This window comes from Ruegeria sp. AF2, from assembly GCF_056542025.1.
This window is the reverse complement of record NZ_JBQFZC010000002.1, coordinates 253126-268553: the sequence shown is the minus strand read 5'-3', so window position 1 is coordinate 268553 and position 15428 is coordinate 253126. Positions and strand designations below refer to the sequence as shown.

At 59.5% G+C, this 15428-nt stretch carries 11 protein-coding genes; 10 read left to right on the top strand and 1 reads right to left on the bottom strand.

The features are described 5' to 3' along the window. The first annotated feature begins 18 nt into the window (after positions 1-18). The 3 genes from ACR0NM_RS08980 (at position 19) to ACR0NM_RS08970 (ending at position 5519) form a co-directional block, all read left to right on the top strand. Positions 19-963, top strand: a complete 945-nt coding sequence (locus tag ACR0NM_RS08980) for an ABC transporter substrate-binding protein (RefSeq protein WP_170407420.1) — start codon at positions 19-21, stop codon at positions 961-963. Between the two features lie 839 nt (positions 964-1802). Continuing rightward, a complete protein-coding gene (locus ACR0NM_RS08975) occupies positions 1803-3053 on the top strand; it encodes an aminotransferase class V-fold PLP-dependent enzyme (protein WP_480614194.1) in 1251 nt (416 codons plus the stop codon). A 21-nt stretch (positions 3054-3074) separates the two neighbouring features. Then, complete coding sequence (locus ACR0NM_RS08970; RefSeq protein WP_170625610.1) at positions 3075-5519, top strand: FAD-dependent oxidoreductase; 2445 nt, start codon at positions 3075-3077, stop codon at positions 5517-5519. Between the two features lie 16 nt (positions 5520-5535). Here ACR0NM_RS08970 and ACR0NM_RS08965 read toward each other — a convergent pair whose 3' ends face one another. Next, the gene (locus ACR0NM_RS08965; protein ID WP_480614192.1) at positions 5536-6423 is read right to left on the bottom strand and encodes a LysR substrate-binding domain-containing protein; all 888 of its coding nucleotides are present in this window, start codon (positions 6421-6423) and stop codon (positions 5536-5538) included. 203 nt (positions 6424-6626) lie between these two features. Here ACR0NM_RS08965 and ACR0NM_RS08960 point away from each other — a divergent pair, with 203 nt between their 5' ends. The 7 genes from ACR0NM_RS08960 to ACR0NM_RS08930 are packed head-to-tail and all read left to right on the top strand — an operon-like array spanning position 6627 to position 15398. Beyond that, entirely contained in the window at positions 6627-7982 is a 1356-nt protein-coding gene (locus ACR0NM_RS08960) for an MmgE/PrpD family protein (protein ID WP_480614190.1), read from the top strand. A gap of 16 nt (positions 7983-7998) precedes the next feature. Next, the gene (locus ACR0NM_RS08955) at positions 7999-9240 is read left to right on the top strand and encodes an FAD-dependent oxidoreductase (RefSeq protein ID WP_480614188.1); all 1242 of its coding nucleotides are present in this window, start codon (positions 7999-8001) and stop codon (positions 9238-9240) included. Between the two features lies 1 nt (position 9241). After that, the gene (locus tag ACR0NM_RS08950) at positions 9242-9505 is read left to right on the top strand and encodes a sarcosine oxidase subunit delta (protein WP_170407402.1); all 264 of its coding nucleotides are present in this window, start codon (positions 9242-9244) and stop codon (positions 9503-9505) included. Continuing rightward, the gene (locus tag ACR0NM_RS08945; protein ID WP_480614186.1) at positions 9505-12342 is read left to right on the top strand and encodes a 2Fe-2S iron-sulfur cluster-binding protein; all 2838 of its coding nucleotides are present in this window, start codon (positions 9505-9507) and stop codon (positions 12340-12342) included. The genes ACR0NM_RS08950 and ACR0NM_RS08945 overlap by 1 nt, the downstream gene beginning before the upstream one ends. Then, positions 12342-12893: an aminomethyltransferase family protein gene (locus ACR0NM_RS08940; RefSeq protein WP_170407396.1), complete on the top strand. Its 552-nt coding sequence runs from the start codon at positions 12342-12344 to the stop codon at positions 12891-12893. The genes ACR0NM_RS08945 and ACR0NM_RS08940 overlap by 1 nt, the downstream gene beginning before the upstream one ends. Further along, entirely contained in the window at positions 12890-13855 is a 966-nt protein-coding gene (locus tag ACR0NM_RS08935; protein ID WP_170407393.1) for a D-2-hydroxyacid dehydrogenase, read from the top strand. Before ACR0NM_RS08940 ends, ACR0NM_RS08935 begins: the two co-directional genes overlap by 4 nt. Before the next feature lie 4 nt (positions 13856-13859). Beyond that, positions 13860-15398, top strand: coding sequence for a trimethylamine methyltransferase family protein (locus tag ACR0NM_RS08930; protein ID WP_480614184.1), 1539 nt, complete (start codon positions 13860-13862; stop codon positions 15396-15398). Positions 15399-15428 lie beyond the last annotated feature (30 nt).

Genomic DNA, 15428 nt, shown 5'->3' with positions numbered 1-15428 from the left:
CCAACTGGAGGAGAAAACATGTTAACACGTCGTTTCATTCTGGGTGCGCTCAGCGCAGCCACCCTGGCAGGTCCCGCCTCGATGGCGGTAGCCGAAGAGATTTACATTCCACTGGTATCCAAAGGGTTCCAACATCAGTTCTGGCAAGCGGTGAAGTCCGGCGCCGAACAGGCAGCAGACGAGTTTGATGTCACCATCACGTTCGAAGGTCCGGATAACGAAACAATGGTGGACCGCCAAATCGACATGCTGGCTGCCGCTTTGGCCAACAACCCCAAAGCCATTGGGTTTGCCGCTCTGGACAGTCAGGCCGCAATTCCGCTTTTGAAGCAGGCCAATGAAAAGGGCATTCCGATCATCGCCTTCGACAGCGGCGTTGACAGTGACATCCCGCTTTCAACTGCGACAACAGACAATCTGGCGGCGGCTGGGCTTGCAGCCGACAAGATGGCCGAAAAAATCGGCGGCAAGGGTAAAGTTGCGGTTGTCGCGCATGACCAGACCAGCCGAACCGGCATCGACCGCCGCGACGGTTTCGTCAATCGCATGGCCGAGAAGTACCCGGATATCGAAGTCGTCACAGTTCAGTACGGTCAGGGCGACCACCTGAAGTCGACCGAGGTCACAAAGGCGATCCTGACAGCAAACCCCGATCTGAATGGCATCTTCGGCACCAACGAGGGCTCGGCCATCGGCGTTGTGAATGGCGTTCAGGAGCTGGGCACCGAGGGTTTGGTGATCATCGGTTATGACAGTGGCAAGGCCCAGAAAGACGCAATCAAGAGCGGCCTGATGGCGGGTGCGATCACGCAAAACCCTGTGGGCATCGGCTATGAGACTGTGAAAGCAGCGGTTGCGGCTCTGAATGGGGAAGAGGTTCCAGGTCTGATCGACACAGGCTTCTACTACTACGATGCCTCGAATATTGACGACCCGAAGATCTCGGCCGTTCTGTACGACTAAAAGTACTTATTAACTCTGTTCGGCCTGCCTTTTTGGTGGGCCGGACAACCAATGTTCATCGTTCAGGTGGGTTATGTCAGGTTTTGCGGGGCAACGGCGTTTGGGTCGCAACACCGGTCTGTCGCTGCTCTGCGTATGTCCTTGGTGCGTCGATGATGGGTTTAAGCCTAATTAGCAGAAATTTTGGCAAATTGATTTAATGCTCGAAGTCTGGACATAAGCTAACCTGTTGCAGACGATTAACTTTTCAGCTTTCAATCAGCAAGCTCTATACACCAATATGTTACAAGCTATTGACCATCGACGAATGCGCCACCAGCGCGTGAGTGGTTCGCGGTATCGCCGCGTCGAAGGCAAGTTCGTGATCTCTTACAATGGCGATTAGTCAGGTCTGAAAGGCGTGACGAAATCCCAAACTGCTGTAAACAAATGCATGAATCGCTATCTATCTAAATACCCCAGCCGATATGGGAATATCTGGGATGCAGGATGCATGCCCGCTTCTACGATGTCTGGTTTGTGATGGCGGTACAGGCTGCGCCAATGAGGTTGGATCGTCACTCTCTCAACACCGTCCTGCAAAGCGATGTCTCTAGAACAACGCTCAGGTTACAAACCGTCGGCCTGACCAGCGGTTTCTCAACCAAGCGAAGGCATGCGTGAGGGTGTGATCGGGCCGACGAAATTGAAATTCGCGAACCATATTGTTCTTGTGGCTGAGCTCTCTTGGCTCGATGGTCTCAATTTCCACCCACAATGCCCCAAGTTTTTTTGTGAGTAGTTTTGCAAAAGGGCGCATATATCTTGCCAGAATGACATTTTCGCAGGAATGGTTCCCGATGACCAAGATCACTCCAGAATTGCTTGAACAAATCCGTGCCCGATTTGCGCAGGTTGACCACTGCCCGCAGCAGGGACCGCGTATTTTCTTTGAAAACGCGGGTGGGGCGCTGACGCTGAATTCGGTTGTGGGTACCTCGCAGGCTTATGCTGCGGTCCCTGACAATCAGGGCCGCGACAACCCGGGAAGTCACGAACTGGTGCGGGTAATCAACAAGGCCAAAGAAGATATGGCCGCGTTCATGAACGCCCCCGGTGGCCAGTTCTTTGTCGGCGAAAGCGGGACCGAGCTGCTGTTTCGTTTGATCATGAACGCCTGTCTGGGCACCGCCACCGGTCGGGTACTTGGCACAACGCTGGAACATCCCGCGACCCGAAGCGCTTGCGCGCGTTGGGCCGGGGTGGCCGGGCAAGATCATGTTCTGGTGGTCCATGACGACGCCACAGGCACCGTCACCGCAGATGCTTATGCGGCGCAGGTAACGCCGGACACAAAGGTTGCGACTATCGTGCACACCTCGCCGGTGACCGGTATGGGCGTGGATGTAGCGGCTGTGGCTGCCGAAATCCGCACCGTTGCGCCCAATTGCTTCATCATAATCGACGGTATCCAGCACGCCGCGCATGGCCGGATCGACCTGACCGCCTATGATGTCGATGGCTATGTGATCTCGCCCTACAAGTTGTTCTCGCGCCATGGTTACGGGGTGGCCTGGATTTCTGACCGGCTGACCAAGCTGCCACATAACAGCTTGATCGACGGCCCCGCCGACAATTGGGAAATGGGGACGCGTGATACCGGCTCTTACGCTACAATGTCTGACGTAGTCAGCTATTTCGAATGGCTGGGCGCACAGGTCAGCGACGCCACCGACCGGCGCGAAAAATTCGTCGCTGCCGGAGAGGCGATCCATGAGCAGGAAAAAGCGTTGACTGATGCGATGATCCGCGGAACCGGCAACCTGCCCGGGCTGGCCGAGATGGAGAAGGTGACCATTCTGGGCGGTGTCGATAACCCAGCACGCGAGGGGCTGGTGTCACTGCAGGTCGAGGGCGTGCCGTCGGTCGATGTGGTCAAGCAACTGAACGAACAAGGCATCCGTACGCATTTGCGCAAGGCCGATCACTATTCGGGCAACATCTTGATACCGCTTGGCATGGACAGCTGCGTGCGTGTTTCGATGTGCCACTACAACAGCGTCGCCGAAGTGGCCCAGTTTCTGGGTGCAATGAAAACCATCGCCGCCTGAGGCATTTGAGAGGGGAAGCACATGAAAACGCATGCGCAAGCGGTTGTAATCGGCGGTGGCCTAGCCGGCTGTTCAATTCTGTATCATCTCGCCAAGTTGGGTTGGACCGATGTGGTCCTGCTAGAGCGGGACGAACTGACCAGCGGCTCGACCTGGCACGCGGCGGCCAACATTCATGGGCTGCATGACAACAACAATATCACCCGCATCCAGCACTATACGATGAATCTGTATAAAGAGCTGGAACAGGAAACCGGTCAGAGCTGCGGCGTGTTCCAGCCAGGTTCGCTCTATTTAGCGCAAACCGAAGAACGCGAGCATCAGCTGCGCCTGCAGGAAGCCAAGGCTAAATTCTATGGTTTGAATTTCCACGAGGTCAGTCGCGAGCAGGCCAAGGAACTGCACCCGTTGGCGCAGTTCGACGATATCCGCTGCATCATGTATGAACCCGATGGCGGCAATGTGGATCCCTCGGGCGTGCCCCACGCCTATGCTGCCGGTGCCCGCGCCATGGGAGCAACCATAGAACGGTTCTGTCCGGTGCTAGGTACGGATCAGCAACCCGACGGGTCTTGGATCGTGCGTACCGCAAAGGGCGATATTCACACGCAATGGGTAGTGAATGCCGCTGGTCTTTGGGGCCGCGAAGTTGCGGCGCTGGCGGGGCTGACTCTGCCGTTGCAACCGACCGAGCACCAGTACTTCGTGACAGAATCCATCGAAGAAGTTGCCAATCTGGGCCGTCGCCTTCCGTCAATTGCAGACCGGGATGGCGAGTACTATTTCCGTCAGGAAGGCAACGGATTGCTGATCGGGGCCTATGAGAAGGACATGAAGTTCTGGGCCGAGGACGGCACGCCGCTGGACTTTGCCCATGACCTGTTCCCCGACGATTTGGATCGGATCATGGAAAACGTGATCCGCGCTACCGAACGTGTGCCAGTTGCCGCCACCGCAGGGGTCAAACGGGTGATCAACGGGCCGATGATCTGGTCTCCGGACTCCAGCGCCTTGTGGGGTCCGGTGCCCGAACTGAAGAACTATTTCCTCTGCGGCGGACTGATCCCGGGTTTCTCGCAATCGGGTGGTCTGGGCCTGCTGGCGGCGCAGTGGATGATCGAGGGCGAGCCGCAATACGACATGTTTGCCTGGGATCTGGCCCGCTTCGGCGACTGGGCCGACAAAAAATTCACCAAGGCACGGGTCGAGGACCAATATACCCACCGTTTTGCCATCCACTTCCCGAACGAGGAGCGTAGTGCAGGTCGCCCCGCCCGAGTCCGCCCTGCCTATGAAATGCAGAAAGACATGGGCTGTGTCTTTGGTCTGAACTGCGGCTGGGAGCATCCCCTATGGTTCGCCGATCAGCCCGGCGTGCAGGAAACCAACGGCTTCACACGCCAGAACTGGTGGGAGCCGGTGGGACGTGAGGTACAGATGCTGCGGGAGAATGTGGGCGTCATCGACATATCGAATTTTGCGAATTACATCATCAAAGGACCCGGCGCGCAAGATTGGCTAGACCGCTTGGTCGCCAACCGCGTACCGACCGTGATCGGGCGGTCTTGCCTGACGCCGCTGATCTCTGTCCGTGGCGGCGTGGCTGGCGATTTCACCATAACCAAGGTGGCTGATGACGAATACATGATGATCGGATCGGGCATGGCCGAGCGCTATCATCAACGCTTCTTCAACATGATCGACCTGCCAAAGAACACAACCTTCGAAGTCGCCACCGACCGCATAGCAGGGTTCAACGTCGCCGGTCCGAAAGCGCGTGACCTGCTGCAGCGGCTGACCAATGCAGACCTGTCGAACGAGGCGTTCCGCTTTATGCGCTCGGCCACAATCGAGGTTGCGGGTGTCACCTGTCTGGCCATCCGCGTCAGCTTTACCGGCGATCTAGGGTGGGAGTTGCACTGCGCCGAAGAAGATCAGACCCGCCTTTACGCTGCGCTGCTGGATGCGGCCAAGCTGCTGGATGGCGGCCCCGTTGGCGGCCGCGCGCTGGGGTCGTTGCGGATCGAAAAAGGTTATGGCTCTTGGGGCCGTGAGTATTCGCAGGAATACTGGCCGCAAGAGGTCGGGCTGGCGGGCCTCATCAAGCTAGACAAGGATTTCCTGCACAAGGATGCGTATCTGTCGGTCAAGGACAACGCCGCACGCGAAATGCTGTCAATCTTCGAGGTCGAAGTCTCCGAGGATGCCGACGCTACCGGCGGTGAGCCGATTTTTACCCCGGATGGTACCCCGGTTGGCCGCGTGACATCCGGTGCATACGGCTATTCGGTCGGCAAATCGCTAGCGCTTGGCTATATAAACCCTGAGTTCGCACAACCTGGTGATACGGTCGAAGTGTTCATCCTTGGCAAGCCCCATAAAGCGAAAATCCTGTCCGAGCCTCCTTTTGACCCGGATGGAAACCGCCTGCGTGATGTTAAACCGGCACTGGAAGGGGCTGCCTGAGCAGCCCCGTTGCAGGTCAGCGGTCCATGCTGGCGGCGGCGTTTAGCAGCCAGTCCTGAAACAGCCTGACCGACGGTGAAACGGGTTTTTCCTTGAGACGCACGAAATAGGCCCAGGGGCTGTCCAAATCGAATTCGAACGGTTCGATCAGCAGCCCCCGGTCCACATAAGACCCGGCCAAAGAGCGGGGCAGAGCGACGCAGCCCAACGACTGCGCCGCCATTTCCATTGCCAGATTTGAAGCGTTGGTCCGCAGCCCTTCCTTCTGGTTCAGGTCTGCCAGATCAAAATGACGTGCGACCCGTTCCCAATAAGCTGGACGACCCAGAATATGGATCAGAGGTGCCTCTTGCAGTTGTGCCGGATCGGTCAGCTGCGCGCCATTGACTGTGAATTCGGGCGCACACACGACCGCAAGCTTTTCGGCCCACAGCTGCCGCGCGCCCACCGTCACATCGTCAATATGATTGACCGTTATCGAAATGTCCGAGACGTTCGGCTCGACATCAATCCAGACGGTGCCGTGTACCGTCAGGTCGATATCCGGGTGCTGGTCGCTAAAGCCCCGGATTACGTCCGGTAGCCAATTCTCGGCCAGGCTGACCGGGCAAGACACTACGACTTTGCGGGTGTGTGACCGCTGGATGACCGATTGTGTGGCTACGTCAATCTCATGCAGAGCATGCCGCACTGAAGGCAGATACGCCTCGCCCACGTCGGTCAGCGACAATGACCGGGCATGGCGCACGAACAGAGGCCGCTGCAAAAACTCTTCGAGCGAACGCACATGGTTGCTGACGGCGGATTGGGTGCAGTTCAGCTCATCTGCCGCGCTGGTAAAGCTGAGGTACCGGGCGGCGGCCTCGAAGGAGCGCAGGAAGATCAGGTGGGGCAGGTTCATCATGGCGACATTTTCCTGGGCGGGCGGATGGGTGGTGCGCCGGGAATCCTGTTTCGCGGCGGGAATTGATCTGGTTCATATGCTACAATGGAGCGGAGCCAAAGCTACAAATTTTCCGGGGCCATTGCCCTCGTATTGTTTTCGTGCTGCGATGGGCAAACACACTTAGGTTTTGGCCGAACCCGAAACCTCATCTGTAGGGCATCGTGACCAACACATTTCAAACTATCGCAAAGTTTGCGCTAAATCGAAGGGTGCAGGATTTCCCCGACAGCGCGCTCGAAGCGGCAGCACTGATGCTGCTGGACACGCTGGGGATCACCATCGGGTCCGGACCGATGCAGGCCGGTCAGATCGCGCGTGACAGCGCAGTGGCGCTTTACGGTGCGGGCGATCCGGGCCTCAGCGCACGGATGCTGTTCGATGGCCGCAAGGTTAGCGTTGCCGGCGCGGCTTATGCCGCTGCGACTCAGACCGATAATCTAGATGGCCATGACGGCTATAACCCCACCAAGGGCCATATCGGTGTTGCCGTTGTGCCGGCTCTGGCGGCTTTGGCGGAAACGGTCGCGGATTTTTCCGGCCCCGAGGCGTTGGCGACCGTAACTATTGGTTACGAAATCGCCGGGCGCGCCGGGATTTCGTTGCATGACACAGTCAGCGACTACCACACTTCCGGCGCATGGAACGCGTTGGGAGTTGTGGCCGTTGCCGCCCGTCTGCGCGGGCTGAGCGCAGAACGGATGCGGCAGGCCATGGGCATCGCCGAATATCACGGGCCGCGCAGTCAAATGATGCGCGAGATTGCCAACCCCACCATGCTGCATGACGGCTCGGGCTGGGGCGCGCTGGTGGGTGTATCCTCGGCAGTGCTGGCCGAGAAGGGATTTACCGGCGCGCCGGCGATCACAATAGAGGCGCATGAGGTCGCGCATCACTGGCGGGATCTGGGCAGCTTCTGGCAGATGGAACATCAATATGTGAAGCCCTATCCGATCTGTCGTTGGGCCCATGCAGCGATCGACGCCACCAGGGCGCTGATGCGTGAATATGGCCTGTCTCATCAGGACATTGCCGCGATTCAGGTGAACACTTTCCACGAAAGTGCCTGCCTGTTTCAGGGTATGCCGGATGACACTTCGAAGGCGCAGTATTCGCTGCCCTTCGCGGTGGCGACGATGGTGGCGCACGGCCGTATCGGGGTCGAGCATATCACCGGCGCGGGCCTCTCCGATCCGCTGGTCGCGGCGATTGTCGACCGTATCTCGGTGGCCGAGACCGCGCGCCATTCCGACCGCTTTCCTCAAAGCCGCGTTGCTGATGTCGTCATGACCCTGACGGATGGGCGGGAACTGGCGTCGGGCGACGTCCACGCGCGCGGCGGGCCCGAGGCACCCATGGACCGTGACGAAGTGATTGCCAAGTTCATGGAGTTCGCCACACCACCGCTGGGGGTCAGCCGTGCCGCCGCCATACGCGACGCGGTTCTGGGGTTGCAGTCGCCGGACGCCAAATTCTCGGATCTCGGCGCGCTGATTTATGACGCCGCTGACAACCGCTGAAATCAGGACAACAAAAATGCCGCTAAGGCTGCTGAAATACGGGCTATCCGCCGATTACCCTGTCACCGGAGACATTCCGGCCACGCCAGAGCTTAAATCCAGTTACGATGTGGTCATCGTAGGTGGTGGCGGCCACGGACTGGCCTGTGCCCACTACCTATCAAAGTATCACGGCATCACCAATGTGGCTGTGCTGGAAAAGGGTTATCTGGCGGGCGGCAACACCGCGCGGAACACCACTACCATCCGCTCGAACTACATCACCAAAGAGGGCATCGCGTTCTACAAGGAAGGTGTGCAGCTTTACGGGAAGATGAGCGAAGAGCTGGATTTCAACGTCATGTTCAGCCAGCGCGGTCAACTGACGCTGGCCCATACCGAGGCGACGCTACGCTCGTTCCATCTGCGGGCCGAGATGGGTAAACACGCGGGCACCCGGATCGAGGTAGTTGATGCGCAGACGGTCAAGGACCTGTCCCCGCATCTGAATATGGATGAGGGCGGGCCGCTGGAAATCATCGGCGGTTTGTGGCACGCCGATGGAGGCACTGCGCGGCATGATGCGGTGGCCTGGGGCTATGCAGCGCAAGCCAGTAGGCGCGGGGTGGAAATTCATCAACGTACCGAGGTTGAAGGGTTCGACACTGCCGGTGGCAAGATCACAAAAGTGCGCACCAATCGCGGTGATATCAGTGCCGGGCAGGTGATGATTGCTGTCGGGGGCATGAACTACGACATGGCGATGAAATCCGGGGTTGAATTGCCGATCCGTTGCTATCCGTTGCAGGCGATGGTCACGCAGCCGCTGAAACCGTGGCTGCACACGCTGGTCAGTTCGGTCAGCCTGCACACCTATCTGGTGCAGTCATCGCGAGGCGAGATCGTGATCGGCGGTGGCTCGGACCCTTATCAGCTGTATTCCACCCGCTCGACACTGGACATGAAAGAACATCTGGCCGAAGGCGCGGTACATTTGTTCCCGTTCTTGCACGGGGTGCGTCTGCTGCGACAATGGGCCGGGATTACCGACATGACGCCCGATTACTCACCCATCATGGGTGCCAGCCCATTGTCCAACCTATGGCTTGATTGCGGTTGGGGCACTTGGGGGTTCAAAGCCACTCCGGTGGCGGGCAAGTACATGGCGCAGTCCATCGCCAACCAGAAGGTCGCGCCGATACTCGAACCCTTCACAATGGAGCGTTTCGCCACCTTTGATCTGCTCAATGAAATGGGCGCAACTGCCGCGAGCCACTGACATGAAGATCCTGATCTGCCCTATGAACGGGCCCCGCAATATTAATGAATTCCAGAGCTTCGGCCCCCTGCGCGCCAACCCCGACCCGGATGCAACCAGCGATCAGGACTGGGCACGTCACCTGTTCCGCGCCGACAATTCACGCGGAACGCTGGTGGAATGGTGGCGGCACGTGCCCTCGAACTATTTCTTTCTGGCCGAGCGCAACGCCACCACGAACGAGGTGATCCGCACTTTTGACCCCTCAGAGCTGGAGCAAAGGTGATGGCCCGACTTCCCGCACCCTGGGGCAACAGGATCAATCGAGATGCGCCGGTATCGTTCAGCTTTGAAGGGCAGGCGTTTCAGGGATACGAAGGTGATGTGATCGCCTCGGCTTTGGCCGGGCAGGGGAAGTGGATGCTGTCGCGCTCGTTCAAATACCACCGACCGCGCGGTGCAATGTCGATGGCGGGCACCGAGGCCGATACGCTGGTGCAACTGCCCTCGGACCCGAACGTGCAGGCCGACCGGCATCCGATTTCGGCAGGGCTGCAAGTTATGGCGCAGAACGTCAACGGATCACTGGCGCGAGACCGCGAAGCATTCATGGACAAGCTGGGGCGATTCATGCCGGTGGGGTTCTATTATCGCACCTTCATGGGCCCGACGCGCAATAGCTGGCTGAAACTGTGGGAGCCGCTGATCCGCAAGAAGGCTGGGCTGGGCGTTCTGGATATCAACGCACCGCATGAAGACTACGAAAAGGCCAACCTGTTTTGTGATCTGCTGGTCGTCGGCGCGGGGCTGGCCGGGTTGACCGCCGCCATCGAAGCCGCCGAGGCCGGGGCTGACGTCATTCTGGCCGAGCAGGAGCCGGTCTTGGGCGGTGCGCTGACCTATGGCCGCGATGCCAACAGGCTGTCCGACCTACTGGCGAAAGTGCAAAGTCTGCCGAACCTCCGCATCATGACCGGTACAGTGGTGAACGGCTGGTTCGAGGACAACTGGCTGCCGCTGATCCGGGGCAACAAGCTGTTCAAGACGCGCGCGCGCGTGGTTCTGATGGCCACCGGCTGCATCGAACAGCCCGCGATCTTCCGAAAAAATGACCTGCCGGGCATCTTGCTGGGCACTGGTGCGCAACGGCTTATGCGGCACTATGGTGTGAAACCGGGCAAGCGCGCGGTGGTACTGGCCGCCAATCTCGACGGTTATCGGGTGGCGCAGGATCTGTTGGACGCAGGCGTAGAACTGGCGGCGGTGGTTGATCCGCGCCCCGGCGGCAGCGGCGGCGAGCTTGGCCAGCAACTGTCAACAAGGGGGACGCGTGTCATTCACGGCACCGTGGGCGAGGCGCGTGGCAAGACCCATGTCGCCGGTGTAAAGGTCGGCGGCGACTGGCTGGATTGCGATCTGTTGGTGATTTCGGTCGGCTATGCGCCAATGTGGCAACTGCCCTGTCATGCTGGCGCGAAACTTGGGTACAATGAAACGGCGGCGCGGTTTTCCCTGTCTCTGCCAGACGCTCCGCTGGGCATTGCCGGGGGTGTTGCCGGGGTCTTTGCGCCTGATGCGGTGGTGGCCGATGCGCAACGCGCGGCACAGACGGCGTTGACTCGTCTGGGGCTGCCAACCCGCGACATCGCGCAGGTTGAAGATGTCGAGGCTGCGTTGACGAATTTCGAACCGGCAATCGCCGGGCATCCCAAGGGCAAGGATTTTGTCGACCGGGACGAGGATATTCAGATCAAGGACCTGCAAAACGCGGTTAAGGAAGGCTATCGCGAGCTGGAGCTGATCAAGCGCTTTACCACAGTTGGTATGGGGCCGTCACAAGGGCGGCACTCGGCGCTGGCCACCGCCCGGGTGGTGGCCAAGGCGACCGACCGCACAATCGGGCAGATCGGCGTGACTACCGCCCGTCCGCCCTTTGGCCCCGAAACGCTGGGCGTGCTGTCTGGTCATCATCACCCGGCAGACAGGCGCACCGCGCTGCATCACGAACATATCCGGTTGGGGGCGGACATGCGCCCGGTCGGAGCGTGGTGGCGGCCTTATTTCTACGGCCCCAAACAAGACGCCAAGCGCCTTATCGAAGAAGAGGTGCATGCGGTGCGCAATGGGGTCGGCGTGCTGGATGTTTCAACTCTGGGCGGGCTCGAGGTGCGTGGCCCGGATGCGGGCGAATTCCTCAACCGCATTTACACCATGGCCTATAAAAAGCAGCCTGTGGGCCGTTGCCGGTACTGCCTGATGACAAACGAAATGGGCACGGTGATCGACGATGGCGTGGCGTATCGGCTGGCCGAGGATCTGTTCTATGTCACCGCCACCACCGGGGCCGTGGCGCGGGTTTATTCGGATATGTTGTTCTGGAATGCGCAGTGGCGGTTGGATGTGGATGTGCTGAACGTCACCTCGGCCTTCTCGGGCTTCAACATTACCGGTCCCAAGGCGCGCTCCGTGGTCGAGGCGCTGGACAGCGATATCGATTTCTCGCGCGATAGCTTTGCCTATCTCGACGGGCGCAGCGGCATGGTGGCCGGGGTGCCAGTGCGCGCCATGCGGATTGGGTTCACCGGCGAGTTGAGCTACGAGCTGCACTGCCCCACCAGCTATGCCCACACCCTGTGGGATGCGGTGATGGCGGCGGGTCACGCGCACGAGTTGCGCCCTTACGGGCTGGAAGCCAGCCGGATTCTGCGGCTGGAGAAAGGCCATATCCTGATTGGTCAGGACACCGACGCGCTGACCTCGCCGGATGAGCTGGGGTTCGAATGGGCGATCTCGAAGACCAAGCCGTTTTTCGTGGGCAAGCGCTCAACCGAGATGCGCCGAAACAAAGGCCTGCCGCGCAAGCTGGTCGGGCTGACATTCGACGGGCCAGATGTACCGGGGGAAAGCTGTCTGGTACTGAGGGACGATGTACCGGTGGGGCATGTGACCTCGGTCCTGTGGTCGCCGACGCTGAACACCCATATCGCGCTGGCATATGTGCATGGCGATGACGCTACGCAAGGATCGCAGGTCACGGTGAAGTGCCGCAATGGCAAGCGCGTCGTTACAACTGTACGCGGCCACACCTTCTTTGATCCTGAAAACAAACGGCAGGAGGTGTGATGATGCGAACCTATCCGCTTGACCCAAAGGGCGCTGCTGAAGGCACACCGCTGGTTTCCGGGCAGATTTTCCTGCAGGACCTGACCCATACGCCGCGTTTTGGCCTCAAGGGCCGAGGCACCGTGGCGTTTTTGCAATCGCGGGGCCTGAAGGTGCCAGACGTCAACGAAACCGCCGATGGCCTTCTGCGTCTGGGTCAGGAAGAGGTGGTGGTACTGGATGCGCCTGCCGACCTGTATGCCCGGTGGCAGGTCGCCGCCACGCCAAAGGGCTATTATTCCTGGCGCGAGGAAACCTGGGCCATGATGCACCTGACCGGCCCGCGCCTGTTCGATCTGCTGGCCAAGATTTGCCCGGTCGACCTGTCGCCCGGTGCCTTTCCAGTGGGAAAGATCGCCCAGACCCGCGTGGGCTATGTCGAGGCAATCACATGGCGCAACGACCGCAAAGGTGTGGGGTTCGATGTCCTTTTCGACGTCGCCGCCACTGCTTTTTTCGCCAACGCGGTAGCCATTGCCAGCGCCGAGTTCCAACCGGAGGTACCCGCATGAAATCCCCCACCGTGATCTTGCACACCGATAACCCCGACGCTGCCCGTGCGGTTCTTGCTGAAGGTCATCCCGATCTGCCGATCCACACCTGCGACAGCTACGAGGCGCTCACGGGTTTGATCGAGGATACAGGGGCTGAAGTTGTCTATTCCGTTCGCTTTGCGGGCACCCCCGGCTTTCCACGCGCAGCACTGGTCGAGAACCCGCAAATCAAATGGGCTTCGGTCGGCGGCTCAGGTACCGATCACCTGAACCCTTGGAACCCTGATGAGGTAACGGTGACAAATGCCGCCGGGGTCGCCGCCGATATGATGGCACAATATGCGCTGGGGGCGATGCTGCATTTCACGCTGGATTTCCCGGGCTTTCGTGCCGCGCAGGCGCGGCGGGACTGGATCGGCGGCAAAGTCGAGCCCATCGACAGCAAGACGGTGCTGATCATCGGCCTTGGCAAAACAGGAGAGGCTGTTGCGGCACGAGCCAAAGCTATGGGGCTGAACACAATCGGTGTACGGGCCCGCCCGAAACCGACCCCCAACGTGGACGAGGTACACGGGATGGAGGCTTTGCCTGATCTCTGGCCACGCGCTGACTTTATCGTCGTTTGCGTACCACTGCTGGACAGCACGCGCGGTCTGGTCGGGGCGGAGGCTTTTGCCGCCATGAAACCGACGACGGTGATAATCGACGTCTCGCGAGGTGGGGTAATTGACGAAGCACCTCTACTGGCCGCGCTGGAACAGAACCGGATCAGAGGCGCGGCGCTGGACGTGTTCGTTACCGAACCGCTGCCTCAGGGGCACAGGTTCTGGGAACTGGACAACGTGATCGTCACACCGCACTGCAGCTCGGTCTATGACGGCTGGGATCTGAAATCGGTCCGCATGTTTTCCGAGAACCTGATGCGCTATCGCAAGGGCGAGGTGCTGAACAACATCGTAAATCCACAACGGGGATACTAGGTCAATGGCACGAGACAGACGCAGCGGCGGGCGACGCGGCAAATCCGGGCGCGCGGCGGCGGGAATCGAACAGCTGCCCTGGCAACAGGTGCGCAACAGCTATCCGCCGTTCGAGCTGTTGAACCCTGAACAGATGGATCAGCTGCATACAACCTCGATGCGCATTCTGTCCGAGGCCGGAATCCGGGTGATGGGCGACAATGTTATGGACATTTTCGAACGCGCGGGGGCCATCGTAGACCGCGACACCAAGACCATCCGTATGGACGAAACCATTGTCGCCGAAGCGTTGAAAACGGTGCCCTCGGAATTCACGCTGACCTCTCGCAACCGCGCGAAACAGATTACGCTGGGCGGCGATCATGTGAATTTTGGTTTGGTTGCCGGGCCGCCGAACGTACATGACTGTATCAATGGCCGCCGTCAGGGTAATTACGATGACTATTGCAACTTCATCCGGTTGGCGCATCACTTCAACGCTATCCATCTGATCGGCAATCAGGTGATGGCCCCGATCGAAATGCCCGCCAACAACCGCCATCTGGACACCTACAACGCCAACCTGAGCTATAGCGACCTGAGCTTTCACTGCACCGCTATCGGGCGCGGGCGGGCGATGGATGGCATCAACATGATGGCGATTTCGCGCGGTCAGAAACCTGAGGACATGCGCGGCGATCCGGGGGTGATCACAATCATTTCGGTGAACTCTCCACGCCTGTTCGACGATGCCATGGGTGACGGCCTGATCGCGATGGCCGAGTATGGTCAACCTGTGACGGTCACGCCATTCACTCTGATGGGGGCAATGACACCGGTCACGCTTCCTGCCGCGCTGGCGCAACAGAACGCCGAGGCGCTGTTCGGTGTGGTGCTGACGCAGTTGGTCAGCCCGGGAGCGCCTGTCATGTATGGCTCGTTCACCTCGAATGTGGACATGAAATCCGGGGCCCCGGCTTTTGGCACACCGGAAAATGCCAAGGCGAATATTGTCGGCGGGCAGCTGGCGCGGCGCTATGGCATTCCGTACCGGACATCGAACGCAAATGCATCCAACGTGGTGGATTTGCAGGCGGCATACGAAACGATGATGGCCACATGGGGCGCGGTTCTGGGAGGGGCCAATGTCGTCTATCATGCCGCCGGCTGGCTTGAGGGCGGCCTGACCGCATCTTACGAGAAATTCGTTATGGATATCGAGATCATCCAGAACATGATGGAATTCCTCAAGCCGATGAAATTTGACACGGATGAACTGGGCCTGGACACCATCAAATCGGTGCCCACTGGCGGCCATTTCTTTGGCGTCGATCACACGATGGAACGCTATGAGACCGCGTTCTACAAACCGATGCTGTCCGACTGGCAGAACTATGAAAACTGGGAGGCGGCCGGAGCCAAGGACGCCCTGCAACGCGCCACCGAGGTTTGGCAGCAGGCGCTACGCGAGTATCAGATGCCCGAGATGGACCCCTCCGTGCGTGAGGAGCTGGATGCCTATATCGCCAAACGCAAGGAAGAGATCGGCAGCGGCGAACCCTGATGGAATATCGGGGCAGGGGGGTCGACCGCT